Raw genomic sequence first — 17487 nt, 5'->3', positions numbered from 1 at the left:
TTACTCTTTCAATCCCGTCATCGCTACACCCTCGATAAATCGCCGCTGCGCCAGGAAGAAAACAATCAATAGCGGCACCGTTGCCATAACGGTCGCACTCATCAGATACTGCCAGGCTGTACCTACTTCATCGGTGAACAGGGACAATCCCAGCGGCAGTGTCATCAGTTCTCTCGAATTGATGAAAATCAACGGATCAAAGAATTCGTTCCAACTTGTCACAAATGTAAAGATCGTCAGGGTTGCCATGCCCGGTTTTGCAAGGGGCAGCATAATCTGCCAATAGATTCGAAATCGGCTGCAGCCGTCAATCATTGCCGCTTCCTCCAGCTCGGAGGGGACCGTAATGAAGAACTGCCGCATCACAAAGATGCCAAACACACCGCCCGCGCCAAAGATCGGCAGCAGAATCAACGGAAGATGCGTATCAATCCATCCCAGCTGTCTCATAAACAAGAACATCGGAATCGCCGTCACCTCATGGGGGATCATCATCGCACTCAGCAGCATAAGAAAGACTACATTCCGTCCCTTGAACGGAATCTTGGCAAAGGCATACCCTGCAAGAGAAGCAAAAAACACCGTCCCCAGCACTACCAGCGCAGAGATGTAAACACTATTCCCGTAAAAACGGTGAAACGGAATCAAGCGAAACACATCGATATAATTCTGAAATTGTACTTGGTCCGGTATCCACTGCGGCGGATAGGTAAATATGCTTTGCGGTTCTTTCAAAGAAGTCGAGACCATCCAGAGCAGCGGAACAATCATGATTAACGAAACTACGGTCAGCACGAAATATGTGCCCGCAGCGGCGCCGAACCTCCGGCCGTTCAAACTAGGCATCGCCTTCACCAAATACCCACCTCTTTCGAAGCTGCCACTGCAGCAGCGTTAGAATCAGTACAATCAGGAACAGCACATAGGCAAGAGACGAAGCATAGCCGAACTGGAACAGCTTGAATGCCTTTTCCCAGATGTAATAGACCAACACCTTCGTGCTGCTGCTTGGCCCGCCTTGGGTCATGACATAGATCTGTCCGAATACTTTGAGTGATCCAATCACGGTCATCACCACGGTTAGAAATACAGTCGGCGTGATCATAGGTAATGTGACGTTGAAAAAAGAAGCCCTTTTGCCCGCTCCATCTAGTGTCGCCGCCTCATATAAGGAACGAGGCACTTGCTGTAATGCTGCAATGAACAGCACCATGTTCAGCCCGACATTTTTCAGCACACTGGTCACAATGACCGCAGGCATCGCCAGATTGGGATCATACAGCCAGGCCGGTCCCTTAATACTGATCATCAGCAGCAGCTGATTGATTAATCCTGATTCTGTCGCGTACATCAGCTTCCACACAATCGCCCAGACAATCAACGAAGTCATGACCGGCACAAAAATGGCTGTTCTAAAAATGCCGATCCCCCGAATGCTCTTGGACAACAGCAGGGCAAGCAGCAGGGCGAGTACAATATTCAGCGGCACCAGACCTGCGGTAAAATAAATCGTATTACCGAGCACTTCCCAGAACATGCTGTCCGTCATAATATCCCGGTAATTGTCCAGTCCGATAAAATGATGGTCTCCCAGCAGCGGCCAATCCGTCAGGCTCATGTATAACGCCAGGCCCATCGGAAACAGCAGCAGCAGGGTAAATCCCAGCACCATAGGTGAAATAAACAACCAGCCAGCAATCTGCGCCTCTCTTGCGAGCGGTCCGCCGCGTCTCCGCTTGTTGGCGCGGCTCACAACCCGTCCCTCCCCGCCAAACGATCCATTGCATTACGGAAATTACTGACTGCTCTGCGCAGCTGATCCTCCGTTTTGCCTGTAACGATTGCGCCGAGCATTATCGCCTTGACGCCGCTGTGGTGCAGCACCGGAATATCCTCCGGCACCAGCTTGCGCTGGGAAGGAACCAGTACCGGAATTCCGGCCTGCTGGACCAGCCGCCGGTAGTGAAGTACGTCCGCGAAGCTTAGCGGGGTACCGTATTCTTTTCCGGGTACAATGGAAGCCTCCAGCGCAGTAAAACCAAAGTGTGCAGCCCCAGCCACCAGAGACGGATCATACTCATCGTTAATCGCAAACGTAGATGCCAGCCCCAGATCACGCAGCATAAAAGAAGGCAGATGATGCGCGTAGATCGAGTAAAAATCAAAGCCCATACCCGCCAGGCGCTCCACATCCTCTCTTCGTGTTCCTTCGATGCTGCCGGATGGCACAACACCTAACGGCCCTCCGAACTCCGAGCGGATCGCATCAAACACCTCGGTGTATTCATCCAGTGGACCAAAATGGCTGCCGCTGGCGCGGTGGCCAACATTATAGTGCACCTTCAGCGCATCGGCACCTTCCTCCTTGGCCGCCCGTGCCAAGGCAGGATCGTTTGCAGGCAGACTGACGATGAGCGACAGCGGTTTTTGATCCAGCAAAGCCTGCAGCCGATCCGTCTTCAGCACGTCCTGCTTATCCCAAAGCTGATCGACCTGCTGTGAATGCTGCACCTTGTGCACTCCCTGCAGCTGCTTTGTCTGCTCGGACTGCTCGGATCTCTGTTCGTTGTGCATTCCCTGTAACTGACGCATCTCCTGTGCCTGCCCCGTATGGTGCACATCGCTCGGGTGCTGTCTCGGCTGTATCCGCTCCGGCTGCTGCTCGGACCCCTGTTCGCTGCGCACTTCATGCAGCTGCTGCATCTCCTGTGCCTGCCCCGTATTCTGTACATTGCTCAGCTGCTGTACTCGCTGCGTCTGCTCGGACTGCTCGGGCTTCTGCTCCTTCCGCTCCTTCTGTACCTTCTTCATGTGGTCCACCTGTTTCATCCTCCTTTCGCTGCTCTTCAGGGCTGCAGTATGGGTTGTACTTCCGTCTGCATTTGCTTTAAATTATCCTCGGCAGCCGCTGTACGGGCGAACAAACGGTCAAACCCCTGCAGCACCGCATTATCAATATCCTGCCAGCGAATATGTCCTGGAATCAGGCGCGCTTTGGGCATTTCATTAATGACCGCCTGCTCGATATGCTCTCTGCTCGGGTTGTTCGGCTGCTCGATGAAGGCGTCCGAGTTCAGCACCGAAGTACGCGCAGGCACAAAATACGTCGCGGTGGCCTGAGTCCCCTGTTCACTGGCAAAATACTTCAGCAGCTTCTTCGTTTCCTCCGGATGTTTGCTGTCGTTAAACATGGCATAACCCGCCTGCCCCAGCATCGGTACGCTGCCCTGTGAACCGGACGGCATAGGGGCAATGCTCCATTCAAAATCCTTGATCTCCCTCGCTTTGGACACATAGCTGTAGTTATCGAAGAACATGCCCACATTGCCTGCATCGAAGCTCACCTGCTCGCCCGCTTTCGGGTGAGATTCGTCGGTAAACATCATGCGCTCCAGCATCGCGAAGGTCTGCACACCGTACTGATCATTCCAGGTAAACGCTGTCATATCTTCGTTGAACGGCCCGCTTCCATTAGACCAGGAGTACGAAGAAAGCACCGCCCAGGTTTTCCAGTCGCGAAAAAAGTTAGCCCCATAGATGCGATTCGCCGCATCTTTGCTGGTGATGGCTTTGGCAGATGCCTCGAACTGTTCCCACGTCCACTCCCCTTTGGCAGCCAGCGTGTTTGGATCGGTCAGCCCGGCTTTGTCGAAGAGCGTTTTATTATAAAACATCACCACCGGCGGTGTAGAAAACGGCAGGCCTAACAGTTGATCTCCCTCACGGAAGAGATCAAGCGTGCTGGGAATGTAATCGTCCAGCTTAAACTGTGCATCATCCTTGAACGCCGACAGGTCCGCCAGGATCTGGTTGGACTTGAACTGCGGTATCATTCGTTCCGATACCCAGGCCAGATCAGGCAGCGAGCCCCCTGCGGCAAGCACCGATATTTTCTGCTGATAATCGGCAAACGGCACCGATTCCATCGTCACCTTGATGCCCGGGTTTTCTTTGGTAAAGCCATCAATCAGCTTGTTGTACACATCAATGTGTGCCTGATTCCCCCACATCATGAACTTCAGCTCTACCTTGTCGTTCTCTCCACCAGAGGCGTTAGAATCCCCGCCCGTATTGGTGCTTGTGCACCCGATTAGAGCTGTGATCATAAACACGAGAACCAGCATCAGTCCTGCCTTTTTCATAGAAATCCCCCTTATGGACGTTATGGTATTCCTGTGCCACCTCAGTATATCGAAAGCGCGGCTGGCTCCTAAATCACGTCAATTGCAGAAATGGTACGGAATTTAAAGAGGTTTTGTGTCGCTCTAGCCATCCACTCTGTTCTCACTACTCCCCACGCTGCACACCATATCCGTCACGGTATTCCCCCGCCGTACACCCTGCCTGCTGCTTAAACACCAGCATAAAATGTTTGGGGCTCTGGTACCCGGATAACCGGGCAACGTCATAGATTTTGAGCCCGGTGTTGACCAGCAGCCATTTGGCCCGTTCCATGCGGGCCTCCGCGATATAATCGGAGTAGTTGATGCCTGTCTCGGTTTTGAACAGCTGGCTCAGATAAGTCGGGTTCAGGTTGACCAGTGCAGCAACCGTCTGGAGCCGCAGGTCACCATCCAGATGCTGGTGGATATGTTCCTTCACACTGCGAATAATTTTACGCGGCTCCCCATGATCCAGCTCTGCTGCCCCAGCAGGTTCTGAAACAGGAAGTGTGGAGCGGCCGAATCTGCGGTCCAGCAGCGATTGCATTTTTTGCAGACATTTCACCAGTTCATGACGCTCGATGGGCTTCAGCAGATAGCTTAACACCCCGTGCTCCATTGCCCGACGTGCATATTCAAATTCACCGTATCCGCTAATAATGAGCATCAGCAGTTCGGGGTACATCTCTCTGGCCAGCGAAACGAGCGTTAACCCATCCATCTCACGCATGCGGATATCGGTAATTAATACATCCGGCACTTCACAGCGCAGCACCTCCAGTGCCTCGGCTCCGCTCGCCGCTTCCCCCACCACCTGAAACTGAGGGGATGCCTGTACAATCAACTCTCGCAATCCCTGACGAATCACCGTTTCATCCTCCACAAGCAGCACTTTATACATGCGTATCAATCCCCTTTCGGTTGAAGGTGAATGGATAAGGTAACAACCAGCCCCTGTCCAGGACTGCCATCAACACTCAGCCCGCTGTCTTTTCCATATACCAGATGCAGCCTTTGGGCGATATTGTGCAGCCCCAGACTCTCCCCGGCATGACGATGCAGAATGGGATTAGCAGGTGGGTGCACGGTTTGCCCGGAAACGCTCTGTCCAGAGATAGAAGCATTTAACCGATCCAGTTCCTCCTGTTCCATTCCTTTGCCGTTGTCCCGTACACTGATGAGCAGTTCCTGATCGAATAAAACGGCAGATACCCAGATTATGCCCCCCGTGCTGCCGCCTGCTAGACTTCCTTCGATCCCATGGCAGATCGCATTTTCCACCAGCGGCTGCAGGATCAGCTTGGGAACAGGACAGTCCTTAACTTCTTCCTCAATGTCATAAATAATCTCCAGTTCACCGTTATAACGCACCTGTTGAATTCGCACATAAGAATCGACAAACGCCAGCTCTTCCCGCAGCGTCACCATGCGATCTGCCTTATCAATCGTGTATCGCAGCAGCCTGCCAAGCGCTGTCACCATTGCAGATACTTCGGCATGCCTCTGACGGACAGCCATCATGTTGATCGACTCCAATGTGTTGTATATAAAATGAGGATTCATCTGGCTCTGCAGCGCCGACAGTTCTGCTTCCCGTTCCTGAATTTCGAGTACATACACCTCATGAAACAGGCGATGAATCTCCTCCATCATGCGGTTAAATCCCCGGCTGATCTGTCCTAGTTCATCACTGCTGTACTGGGTAACCCGCTGGCTGAAATCACCCTGCTCCACACGAATCATATGGTGTTTCAACCGAATAAGCGGACGAGTGACCCTATAAGATACCAGTACGGCGAGGATCGCTACAGCCGCCATACAGAGGAGGGCAAGTCCCATCGTAAACGTAAGCATTTCCCCCGACTCCTTTTGAATGACCGTAATTGGCGTCAGGCTGATCACAGACAATCCGGAGTATCCCGAATGATGCCTGACATGGAGGTAAGAACGTCCATTCAGTTCTATCTTCTGATTCTCTGCATAATCGCGAATTTTCCCGTGGGATAACAGCGGTTCATAAGCGGACAACCCATCCGTAGACGTCTTTTCATAAACCAGACGCTGCTGGCTGTCCACGATCATCAGACTTGCCTTTTGCTCGAAATTCAGGTTGGACAGCAGCTGCCCAAAGGCCTCCAGACGGATATCAATCAAAATGTACCCCAGCCGCTGGAGCGTCCCCGGATCACGCAGCTCTCTGCCCACCGTAATATAGGATGCTTCCTGACCACTTACGTAGTAGCCGGGAACATGCGGGGGAAGCAGACGCCATGTGCCTTCTGTGCCTTTCAGTTCAGTAAACCACTGCTCCCGGCTGCCGTCCCAGACAGGCTTGACCGCAAGGGAGTCCAGATTGGAGAACAGGATGCCGCTGTTGCTGATCAGATGAATGCCCCGAATCTCCGGCCGATCATAAGCTTGAGCCGAGGTGTACAGTTTCATTTTCTGATAATCATCCGACCTCGCCCACGTTCCCGAACCCATCGGTCCATCGTACTCACGCAGGATGCCAAGCACCATTTGGTCATAGAGCGGCAGGAGCGACAAGCGCTCGAAGTCCTTCAGCATCCGGTTGAGATTCATGTTGATCTGCCGCACCATATCAATGGTGAACTGCTCGGTCTTGCGGTCCAGCGTCTGCGAAAAATGGGCGTAGCTCATCACCCCCTGCAAGCTAAGCGGCAAGAGCGTCAATGCCAGAAAAAGCACTAGCAGCTTAGAGCGCAGGTTTATGCTTTTTCGGATAGAACGAACAAAGTTCATCGTCCTTTCTGCCATCCACTTGTCCCCCTCCTTCGTTTCATTGTATGAGACCTCGCTGTTGTTCGATGAAACGGTTCAATCCGTTGGAACAAACAGATGCATCCATTCGGATGAATTGAGGTCATCATATCCAGTTTAGAGATGTCGCGACGATCCTGTAAGCTATGGATTTAGTACGGAATTTGAAGAGGAATTGGATGAAGGGCTGTTATGGGAGTAAGTTGGGAGAGCGTGATACTTCTTTCAGAAAATATCAAAAAGCCGACTGCAACATTTGCGGTCGACTTCCGCTTAGCATCTAATGGATACAACCTGGATTCAACAGGTTTTATTGGGGCGGGTGCGCGGGTGCTTCTTATAGACTCCATAATTTTTCTAGATCTTCAAATCTTCTAAGAAAGGGGATGGTCACATTAAAAAACCGACTGCATTAAGCAATCGGTTGTCTCTTCATCATATGTTTATATTGGAATCGATAATATTCATTGATTAGCTCATCCAACACCATGGACTGCTCGAGGACTTTGTTATCCTGCATGCCATGATTCTCCGCCAACCGACGTAACTTCTGCCTATCATGTTCAATTCGATCTTTGATCTGCAACGGTTCACTCACAGCATACACCCCCTCTTTGTATAACATAATAGGATAGATTGCCAAAAAATTCATATTTTGTTCCTTTGCAAAATTTAATGTTTGTTTGCAAGGATGTAATTTCGTAAATTTAGTATGGTTGATATTGTGCAATGTTAACAACCCACTACAACATATGGATACGTGATCTATAATTATAGCTATATACCGTACCCTATCTATCTTTCACTGAAAATCTCAAACTATAATTTAGATTATCCTTTTACCGTGATGAATGAAAAGCATTGTTTGTCGAATGCGATCACTAAATAATCAAAACAAAAAGAAATAGACCGCCACCGCTAAGGTAAAGGTCTATTTCAGCTACCTATGCACAGCCACCGCCCTTAGAAGCGGCTGTTGTAAAGAGTAGGGATGTTAGCGCATCCTTGCTCTTTTTTTATTATCTCCAGTTTAGCACAGTTTGTTGCACAAGTTAACTCTTTACTGGTAATTATTGTCGCTCAGTTTTGAGTAAAAGGGAAGTGGCAAAGCTGGTAGATAATCTCCTTCTCATCCAGAATACCTTGTATTTCTGACGGGCGTTTTATCACATTCGCGATCAGATCACATAAAGTCGTTTTGCCGGAACCATTTTTTTTGCTGCTACAATTTAGAAAACAGGGCTGTCCCTAGCCAATTTTATGACTTATGGGACAGCCCCTGCCTTATTTATTACGTAGTGAATTTGCTAAATACAACATTAAAATCCCTAAAAAAATCAATAATATTCCTTCAATTTTATACGACCAAATCTCTGAGTTTATAAAACTACCAAAGATATCAAAGGTATCAGACTTTACATGTTGGTATTCTGCAAAAACCAACATAGCTTTGTCCATACCCCAATCAGTACTTTGAGCAATAAATTGAAATCCAATAACAAATAATACAATAGAACAGATAAGGGGAACTAAGAAATTCATTTTACTTTTCAAATTTAAATTCTCCTTTAGTAATATAGTATCGCTATTATATACGCGTTAAATTACCAAAATTATGAAAGTAAGTCTAGTTACCAACCAGTAGTATCTTGCCAGTAAAAGTGTACCCCCGTTGGTTCTTTATACTCATAAGTATCAATAATATGAGTAAGCTATTTATTTTGCTAATGACTACAAGTGCTTTTTATAACATATTATACTTTGCATAATATTGTAAAAACAATTCTTTAAAAAAAGCGTTACATTCTGCCTTTTCTAGCATGTGAAAATAAAAAATAGCTTTTCCCCTCTCCACCCTCGGTTCAAATTAAAGATGAGTATCTGCGGTTTTGAAAATGGAGCAACACCTCTCCTACTTCACCTGCTTCATAAACGCCAAGTCAGGATTCACTCCATCTCCCATTTCAATAAATGTCTCATATGATCCACTAAAGGTTATTTTACCTTGATGAATAAAATGCAGAACACATTGGATATTTGCAATATCCTGCAAGTGATGGTTCGAGACCAGTACAGTGCACTCATTATGGAGTGCCAGCTTTTCGATCCTTTTTAAAATATGATAACGCATCTCAGGATCGATTCCCGCCAATGGTTCGTCGAAGATGTACAATTTCCTCTTCATTAATGTGATTGCCAAAATACACAGATAGCGCCTCTCCCCAACAGATAGCTGCCCAAACTCCATATTCCATACACGCTGTACCAAATCAACCTCAGCTGGACTCATAGCTTCATCTACATAAGGTTCATTATTCACTTCAATACGGTTGGAGTGGTCAGAATACAGAAAAAATCGAAAAAGATCCTTAGCCTTTAAGGTTAGAGGAAATAACAAACCCTGCAGCTGGTATATGATTTCCTTCTCATCAGGAATACCTTGTATTTCTGACGGGCGTTTTATCACATTCGCGATCAGATCAAATAATGTCGTTTTGCCGGAACCATTTTTGCCAATGATCATATTAACGGTTTGTTCGGGAAACTCCACATGTAAATGATCCAGATTTTGACGAGAGGCTTTGGGATAAGAAAAGCTCAAATCTTCAATTTTAATCATAGATCCTCCTGCTATGTCCGATGTGTTCTGGATATGACTTTCACAAACTTGAGTGCGATAAGTCCGCAGGTAACATAACAAAGTGTGATGAAGCTCATGTTGATCAGACTCAAATGTGGGAACGGGCTATCCATAAACCATTCTGCTAATAAAAAAGTTAGATTTCTTACGTATTCCATAGGGTTGATGAACACCAGAAGTAGACCATACTCTGTTGAATACGCCAGTCCCTTTGCAGATAGAAAAAACATGACCAGTAAACTCATACTGACCACCGCATTCAGCGACTCCTGCCTTACTGGAAGAAGCATGAGGATAAGCGTTAATAAAATGACCATTACAGACCCCAATATACAGCTTGTTAAAGACACGGCAAGAAACAAAGCAACCTGTCCAAAGCTATCCAGGAATATCACTCCCGATACTAGCGAGAACAGAAGAATGGTCAAGAACAGAAAACCAATTTGGTTCAGAGCTTTTCCCCAGATAATAGGATATTTACTACCCGAGATAAATTTGAACATTTTGAAAAAACCGCTCTCCCTTAAAGAGATCAGATTGGTCGTCACATCGATGGACATCACGAAGATAATATATGAAACGAATACACTGGTCTGGATGTAAAATTCATTGATCTCAGGCCCCTGAGTAAACCATTGATAATTAAAGATAAAAAAAGCAATGAGGGGAAATAACAAATACCATACGAATGCGACTTTGTTGCTTAACATCATTTTAGTAAACAGACGGAAGTATTCACGAGTTATTTTCAAAATACAACCTCCAATTGATTTCCTTCTTTATTTCTCATTAGAGTAGATCTTAATTACCTTTAAGCAAATATACTAAAATTATATCATTTATTTTTTACATTATTATCACTATTTTCATTAAAATAACAAAATACAATATTATGCAAATAAACTTATTATCAAAGCAGGAGGTGTAATTGTGTACAATTCTTCTAACAAGGCGAATTGATCAAATAAGACTTGATTAATTTTATCTAGTACAAGCCTAAACTAACTTGAAGAATATCTAATCTGATTAAAAAACTAAAGGAGATGCTATTCAAAATGATAAGAAAACTGTTAATTCCCTTATTGGCTTTAACCGTTACTCTAGGAGGCGCTTTTTATTCTACATCTACCGTTAAAGCATCCGATAATCCTGAAGTATCTGCTAAATTAGTTGTACAAAAATTTTTTGATACTATGTCTGAAAGGAATTTCGCTGAAGCTACAGAGCTAGTTGTAGACTTGAGATACCCAAGTAAAGAGAAACAAATCGCAAAGTATGAGCACTACAATTCTGTAAGTGACTTTGAATCGATGAAAATCATTGATGCTCATACAGAGAATGATTCGACAGTTGTTGTAACATTTCAAGGTAACGTTTCGGGAGTTGAATCCAAAAACGAACTATATGTTAAAGAGTTTGAAGATGAATGGAAATTGGTTTTGGGTGATGATGATCCCGCTACTGTAGCGGCCTTAAATGTACCAGAATTTAGCACACATGCTATGGTTGATTACTATTCTTTTACTGGTTTTAACTACGGAAGAGCACACTATACGATTAACTCTTTTTCGACACAGGGGAATGCTGTAAATCTTATAGGTTGGCAATATGCTAGTACTGATTACCATGCAGATGTGTCTTATCAAGTCGCTCAAGATTCTTTTATCGGATGGAAAACATTTGGAAATGCTTCTTCTGTTTATGGTAACTATACATCAGCTGCTGGTGATCGTTTCACCATTTCTTTAACAGGTGTTCCCAAAGGAAATGATTATCACATTCGCATTGTGAATTGGGCACCAGTATCCGTTGATGGTGCAGGGAATGTTTATACTAATTAAAATTCATTAATCTAAATTGCCCACTCGGCGCCTTTATTTCTAGTAAAAGGTTACGAGCAGGGCTTTTTTTATTATTGGGGCAAGATCAGATACAACTTTATAAAAAGATATAGTTCTTGACCTTGAAACATTTTCAAATATATGTTAATTTAACTACATAGAAATACATAGTAGGTGGTGTATGAGTTGAAAAATGAAATGATCAAAGGATATATCGATGGTATTGTGCTCTCCATCCTGAGTCAAAAAGATGCATACGGTTATGAGATATCTCAATATATAAATCAAGTAACCAACGGGGCATTTCTACTCAAAGAAGGTACACTGTATCCCGCTTTAAAACGATTGGAAGCTAATACTTACATTGAAGGCTACTGGGGTGAACAAGAAGGTGGCCCTAGACGAAAATATTACAGGATAACAGATGATGGCCAACTTCGACTTGAAGCGATCAAAACCTCATGGGAACAAAATACACATATCATTAATATTTTCTTAGGAGGAACGGCGAATGGACATTCAATCCTATTTAGACCAAGTTTTTAAGAAATCATTCTTATCTAAACGAGAGCGTAGCGATTTAGCCGAAGAAATGGCTACTCATTTACACTCCTCCAAGGAGCATCATATCAATGAGGGATGCACTGAAGAAGAAGCTACCACAAAAGCTATAGCGTCCTTTGGTGATCCGATCAACATCAGAACTAAATTGACTCAAGAGACTTACGGTCTATCAAGTAAACTGATTCTACAGTTTATAATCATGAGCTTAATCCTGTATTTAAGCTCCCTGTTCACAGGAGTGGCTCTTCATTATTATGATGTTCATAACAGTGTGATCGAACTTTTCCCTGTAGCCTTCATTACACTATGTGCCTTGAGCAGTGCTCTGTTGCTTACTCGCAAAAACACTGATCGTTGGTGTCTATTGTCGGTTCCCATTTTATTTGGGTTAGGATATTTGCAGGCATATCTAGGTCTTTTCAAAAATAGGCTTGGGGGCGCCGATTCATTTACGCTTTTTGAGAATTTATTTTTTAGCGGTGCGTATGACTTTTCAGAACGCAGCAGCTTCATGTTTATTGGTGGTCTGATCCTAGCAGTTCAAACACTCATTTTGTTTATTTTCAGCAAAAATATCTATATTTCTTTGATGCCTTTTGTATTCTCTATTCTTTACACCGTTTCTCACATGGTTGTTTTTGGATCATATTATATGTTCTTCGGGGACGGTTTTAGTTCATCCGTTACCAATGGATACAGTGTTTTTGCCATCGGTAACATCCAACGTCTCTCGGATATCGGTGTGAAATTAGGAATGTGTCTTGTCTTGTTTTTCACTTTAAGTTCAGTGAAAAAGTTGATTCTCAAATCTAAGCTTCAGGCTGGATGAGCGGAATGACATATGAAATTGAATAAAAAATAAGCCGCTTGTAATTATAAGAGCTGGCTTATTTTCCATGCACATGTCGATTTTCACTTTTCAAAAAGAATTATGATACCTATCCACAATATAGGCTTAATTTGAGGTTAACATAAGCAGCTTACTTCCAGCCCAAAGTAAATAACCAGCTTGGGTGATGATATACATTGATCTTTCTATACCTGTTAATGGCCTTTGCCTTTTAATCCTTCTCAAGTGCAGAAAATAAAAAAAGGAACCTACAAGTAAAAAAACGACTCCCAAATCATTAAGTGCATTTAAAATAGGTATCTTAATCCTCTCCTTCCCCTCTTCCTTGTTAAAGTAGAACTCACCGAGAACAAACATCTTCAATACCCTTATTTTACAATAAATTCAATTTTAAGAAAACCAATGAAATCCCTTTTGTATGCTACTACATACAAAAGGGATTTGGACAGATGAATTTAGCCAGCTGGAGCAGGGCCACATGTTAAGCCAAAAACAAAAATGGCAATTGGACTAAAAATGACTCCACTTATTGCTAGAACCCCCGCAGCAGCTGCCCACTGTTTTGCCTCAACATAACCCAAAAATTCATTTAAGATATCTCCGCTAATTCCTACCGCTTCCTGCCAACATCTCTGCCATGCATTACTTTGAATTGTTATGCTGTTCTCATTATTAATATATTGAATCATAGCACGTACGCCTTGCTTTTCCTCTTGGTTAAACGTAGATTGTGCTAATGCTTGCTCATCAATAATATATAGACCACGCCCTTCATCTTTATGAGCGATGTTCTCAAAAATGTATTCTAATTCAGCAGCCCATGCACGAATTTCTTGATTAGAAACGTTCTTCGGTTTTGCTGCTGCATTAGATACAGGAACAAGGATAGTTCCTATCGCTAATGCAAAAATGAATGTAAATGCATAGAATTTCTTTAACATATACAAATTCCTCCTCATCAGTTTTAAAATAATCACGTTAATAACCGAAAGTAACTAAGATCATAAGACTGTGATATCTTTGAAGCTAGAATTCTCCCTTCATCAACTTAATCAAATTTCATCGATTTCCTAACGATGCAATCACCTCTTTTCTTTGTAATTGTGAATGTGTTCTGAATAATCATATAACCGTTTTCAAAATAACTTAAATATACTTTTTATGAATAATAATCCATTTATTCAGCCCTATTTTAAAAATTATGATCATCATACAAGCATGGTTTAGTATGACTATGATCTTAAGTTAGCGTTACAATACTTTATACCTTTTTACATTCACTCCTAAAGTAACTCGATTATACTCATTAATTAGCTCATCCAACGCCATCGACTGCTCAAGCACTTTCACATTCGGGATTCCATATTGATCTACCAAGCGACTCAACTCTTGCCGACCTTGCTCGATTTCGTCTTTCAAGATACTTAGTTCTCTCATGGCATGTACCCCTCTAGGACATTCTAGAAAAACATATATTATGAGTAAGCTATCTAGTTTTGCTAATGACTACAAGTGCTTTTTTAGAACATAATGTGTTTTGCATAATATTGTAAAAATAATTCTTTAGAAAAGGCCTTGCGCTCTACCTAATCCTTTCTCAAAACACAAAACAGCCTACCTCAAAAGCAGATAGGCTGTTTGTTTTATTTAATATTTATCGTCTTAAATAATTGTGAATACGTCTTTTGCTGACAAACTAGCTTGCTGTCCGTAAGTTCCATATAAATCAATACATTTTACTGTATCAAAAAGTCGGCAAACTTAACTTTTCTACTACATTTTTGTACCTTCTGATCTGTGTTTCATTGGCTTCACTCCTGTACTCCCCGTACAAATCTAAACATTTAATACACATCAGGTCATCTTTACTTGAAGAAGAGAGATCTAAACACATGAGTAAGGCATCAATTCCAAGTAAGTAATTGCGTTGTTTTATTTGATAATATCCTAATTCATAGTAAAAATCTTGATACCCGTGGTTTAACATTTGATCGTTATAACCACCTTTAAAGTGCATGTCAGTATTAAACAATTTGATCTGGTTCTTAAATCTATCTAAAGCAAAGTCAATGTTAAAAGAATACTGATTAGCTGCTTGCAAAATATTAACGAATCCAGCTAATATTTCTGACGGGTTATTTTCGATATAATCCAAATAAGAATCGATTACATTTTCTTGACCAAGCATTAATTGGGAGGCATATTGATTCCCTTCCCCCCATCCTCGGAACAAATCTATTATTTGTTGATCCTCTTGTGTAGGATTCCCAACCTCAACAATTTCCAAGTATTTTTCTGTATACTTTAGGACATTTTCATATTCCTTACGGGCATCATAAACGCTTGATATTAATAAGTTTGCATAGGCTACATATGTAAAAAGAGGATAGGCTGTTAGCCTTCTTTTATTTTTTCGCCTACGAGATTGAATTTTTAATTGGAATTCTGCTTTCCGTTCCAGTTCCCGTGCCCATAAATCGACCTTGTCCCACAAATGTATCGTCATATACACGTTAGCCAAGTCTTTAATTGCATCCAATTGCACTTCTTCATTTAATTTATCAATATATGGTTCGAACTTTACTGCTGCATTGAGATTATCAAATTTACTCAGTGTTTTATGCAGCAAGAAAATGCGGTACTGGCAAAGGGCCAACCGCTCCGAATGTTGATACTTCTCACTGTCGGCCACACATTCATATAAGATGAGTGCCGCTTCATTCATGCTTTTCTTAAAGAGACTCTCTGCCACATCAAATAACTCATCAATATAGGATTGATCATCTGTCACATGAGTAATGACTTGTTGTATAATATCTAGCTTACCAAGTTCAGCACAACGATATAAAAACGGTTCTAATCGCCTCCAATGGGGCGCAGATTCAATAAAACATTCAACTCCATACATTTCATAAAAGTACCCCTGTTCCAATCCCATTGCAGATGTAATCTGATCGAGTTGGTTCATCGAAATAAGTCTGGTTCCTTTGATGATCGCACTTAATGTCCCCACATTAATGTCAGCAATTCTTGAAAATTGCTGTAGCTTATATCCCTCATTCTTCAAGTAATCTTCAATAAAGGAACGTATATTGGACATTGTCTTCATCGTCCTCCCCAGATAATTTACTATTGAAAAGTTGGTACACTTAACTTATCTATTAGTTTTGTATACTGCTCTTCCTGGGTCTTACTAGCGAAATGTCTGTATTTTCCGTACAAATCAATGCATTTGATACACATCATGTCGTCATTACTTGAGACAGAACGTTCGAAACTAGTAATTAAATGTTCAATCCCCTTTTCAATCTTGTTTTGATTTAATCTGTATTTTGCAAGTTCGTAAAATAAGTGAGTATAACTAAAATTCAAATCATGCAAATTTTTCGTCCCTAGTACGTAGTTAACTAGCCTGTTCTTATCGAGAAAATTATGGAATCTATCCAAAGCGTAATTAATATTGTATGAATACTGATTAGCACACTTCACAATATATACGAATGCTGTTAGGATTTCTTTAGGATTGGCATCCAGATAATCTAAATAAACATCTAGAACTTCGAAATCGCCTAAAAATAATGTATATAAATATCGATTACCCTTAGCCCACCCCATTAATAGCATTATTAAATCTTGTTCTTCTTTAGTTGGATTTTTAATTTCATGTAGAATATTTTCATATATATCTATGTACTTTAATGCCTGTACATATTGTTTTCGCTCTTCAGAGACATTAGCCTGTAGCAGGTTAGCATAAGCATTATAAACAAATAGAGGATAAAAAGATTTCCTACCTTTAGTTTTATGCTTTTTATTTTGAAATTCAATCTGAAAGTTAACTCTCTTTTCCAGTTCTTGAGCCAATTACAGAACCTTATCCCATAAGCTAATTGAAGCATATATGTTAGCTAAATCTTTAATGGCGTCCAACTGTACTTCCTCATTCAATTTATCAATATATGGTTCAAACTTTATTGCCGCTTTAAGATTATCAAATTTGCTCAGTGTTTTATGAAGCAAGAAAATACGGTACTGACATAATGCCAATCGCTCCGAGTGTTGATATTTCTCACTATCTGCAACACGCCTGTATAAGATAAGAGCCGCCTCATTCATTCCTTTACCATAGAGACTCTCTGCAACCCCGTATAATTCTTCAATATAGGATCGATCATCTGTCACATAAGTAATGACCTGTTGGATACAATCTAATTTGCCAAGCTCAGCACATTCGTATAGGTATGGTTCCAATCGTCTCCAGTGGGGCGCAGATTCAATGAAGGATTCTACCCCATAACTCTCATAAAAATACCCTTTTTCTAATCCCATTGCATAAGTGATCTGATTCAGTTGGTTCATGGACATTGGTCTGCTGCCCTTAAGAATAGCACTTAATGTCCCTACATTAATTCCTGTAATATCGGAAAAATGCTGCAACTTGAGATTTTGTTCTCTCATATATTTCTCAATATTTGCTCTTGTTGTAGGTACCAATTCCATTTATCACACCTCCATCACATAAATCACTTATAATTCAATAACATATAATAAATGTTATTTTAATCCTGTATTTTACATCGGTCAATCTATGAAAATACAAGAAGACTTACTCTCATTATTGAAAGTAAGCCTTTTTTAACAAATTAA

The 17487-nt window shown here is 42.5% G+C and carries 18 protein-coding genes; 3 read left to right on the top strand and 15 right to left on the bottom strand.

Annotated features, from left to right (window positions below; all coding sequences use genetic code 11):
- The 10 genes from MKY97_RS02235 to MKY97_RS02190 all read right to left on the bottom strand — a co-directional run bounded on the left by MKY97_RS02235 (position 1) and on the right by MKY97_RS02190 (position 10337).
- The gene (locus tag MKY97_RS02235; protein WP_342556203.1) at positions 1-846 is read right to left on the bottom strand and encodes a carbohydrate ABC transporter permease; all 846 of its coding nucleotides are present in this window, start codon (positions 844-846) and stop codon (positions 1-3) included.
- The gene (locus tag MKY97_RS02230) at positions 839-1753 is read right to left on the bottom strand and encodes a sugar ABC transporter permease (protein WP_342553907.1); all 915 of its coding nucleotides are present in this window, start codon (positions 1751-1753) and stop codon (positions 839-841) included. The genes MKY97_RS02235 and MKY97_RS02230 overlap by 8 nt, the downstream gene beginning before the upstream one ends.
- Positions 1750-2820, bottom strand: coding sequence for a hypothetical protein (locus MKY97_RS02225; protein WP_342553906.1), 1071 nt, complete (start codon positions 2818-2820; stop codon positions 1750-1752). The genes MKY97_RS02230 and MKY97_RS02225 overlap by 4 nt, the downstream gene beginning before the upstream one ends.
- A 26-nt stretch (positions 2821-2846) precedes the next feature.
- Positions 2847-4142 (bottom strand): sugar ABC transporter substrate-binding protein, encoded by a 1296-nt coding sequence (locus MKY97_RS02220; RefSeq protein ID WP_342553905.1) that lies wholly within the window; start codon positions 4140-4142, stop codon positions 2847-2849.
- Positions 4143-4287: 145 nt separating this feature from the next.
- The gene (locus MKY97_RS02215) at positions 4288-5064 is read right to left on the bottom strand and encodes a response regulator (RefSeq protein WP_342553904.1); all 777 of its coding nucleotides are present in this window, start codon (positions 5062-5064) and stop codon (positions 4288-4290) included.
- Between the two features lie 5 nt (positions 5065-5069).
- Entirely contained in the window at positions 5070-6941 is a 1872-nt protein-coding gene (locus MKY97_RS02210) for a sensor histidine kinase (RefSeq protein ID WP_342553903.1), read from the bottom strand.
- A 415-nt stretch (positions 6942-7356) separates the two neighbouring features.
- On the bottom strand, positions 7357-7542 hold the full coding sequence (locus MKY97_RS02205; protein ID WP_342553902.1) for an aspartyl-phosphate phosphatase Spo0E family protein: 186 nt from the start codon (positions 7540-7542) through the stop codon (positions 7357-7359).
- Positions 7543-8228: 686 nt separating this feature from the next.
- The gene (locus tag MKY97_RS02200; RefSeq protein WP_342553901.1) at positions 8229-8498 is read right to left on the bottom strand and encodes a hypothetical protein; all 270 of its coding nucleotides are present in this window, start codon (positions 8496-8498) and stop codon (positions 8229-8231) included.
- A 358-nt stretch (positions 8499-8856) separates the two neighbouring features.
- Positions 8857-9564 carry an AAA family ATPase gene (locus tag MKY97_RS02195; RefSeq protein ID WP_342553900.1) on the bottom strand — a complete coding sequence of 236 codons (708 nt, stop codon included), beginning with the start codon at positions 9562-9564 and terminating at the stop codon, positions 8857-8859.
- A gap of 11 nt (positions 9565-9575) precedes the next feature.
- A complete protein-coding gene (locus MKY97_RS02190) occupies positions 9576-10337 on the bottom strand; it encodes a hypothetical protein (RefSeq protein ID WP_311281544.1) in 762 nt (253 codons plus the stop codon).
- Positions 10338-10640: 303 nt separating this feature from the next.
- On the opposite strand from MKY97_RS02190, the gene MKY97_RS02185 reads away from it, so the two are divergent.
- The 3 genes from MKY97_RS02185 (at position 10641) to MKY97_RS02175 (ending at position 12819) form a co-directional block, all read left to right on the top strand.
- Entirely contained in the window at positions 10641-11426 is a 786-nt protein-coding gene (locus tag MKY97_RS02185) for a hypothetical protein (protein ID WP_342553899.1), read from the top strand.
- Between the two features lie 177 nt (positions 11427-11603).
- Positions 11604-11972, top strand: a complete 369-nt coding sequence (locus tag MKY97_RS02180; protein ID WP_342556202.1) for a PadR family transcriptional regulator — start codon at positions 11604-11606, stop codon at positions 11970-11972.
- Complete coding sequence (locus MKY97_RS02175) at positions 11938-12819, top strand: permease prefix domain 1-containing protein (protein ID WP_342553898.1); 882 nt, start codon at positions 11938-11940, stop codon at positions 12817-12819. The genes MKY97_RS02180 and MKY97_RS02175 overlap by 35 nt, the downstream gene beginning before the upstream one ends.
- A 476-nt stretch (positions 12820-13295) precedes the next feature.
- On the opposite strand, the gene MKY97_RS02170 is transcribed toward MKY97_RS02175, so the two are convergent.
- From MKY97_RS02170 to MKY97_RS02150, 5 genes are all read right to left on the bottom strand, one after another.
- Entirely contained in the window at positions 13296-13781 is a 486-nt protein-coding gene (locus MKY97_RS02170; protein WP_342553897.1) for a hypothetical protein, read from the bottom strand.
- Between the two features lie 310 nt (positions 13782-14091).
- Complete coding sequence (locus MKY97_RS02165) at positions 14092-14277, bottom strand: aspartyl-phosphate phosphatase Spo0E family protein (protein ID WP_342553896.1); 186 nt, start codon at positions 14275-14277, stop codon at positions 14092-14094.
- Positions 14278-14584: 307 nt separating this feature from the next.
- Positions 14585-15940 (bottom strand): helix-turn-helix transcriptional regulator, encoded by a 1356-nt coding sequence (locus MKY97_RS02160; protein ID WP_342553895.1) that lies wholly within the window; start codon positions 15938-15940, stop codon positions 14585-14587.
- Between the two features lie 29 nt (positions 15941-15969).
- Entirely contained in the window at positions 15970-16704 is a 735-nt protein-coding gene (locus tag MKY97_RS02155) for a hypothetical protein (protein WP_342553894.1), read from the bottom strand.
- Positions 16705-17340: a helix-turn-helix transcriptional regulator gene (locus tag MKY97_RS02150; protein WP_342553893.1), complete on the bottom strand. Its 636-nt coding sequence runs from the start codon at positions 17338-17340 to the stop codon at positions 16705-16707.
- Positions 17341-17487 lie beyond the last annotated feature (147 nt).

The organism is Paenibacillus sp. FSL R7-0652 (assembly GCF_038595045.1).
GTDB lineage: Bacteria > Bacillota > Bacilli > Paenibacillales > Paenibacillaceae > Paenibacillus.
The sequence above is the reverse complement of the archived record's forward strand: the minus strand, read 5'-3'. Positions and strand labels throughout refer to the sequence as shown.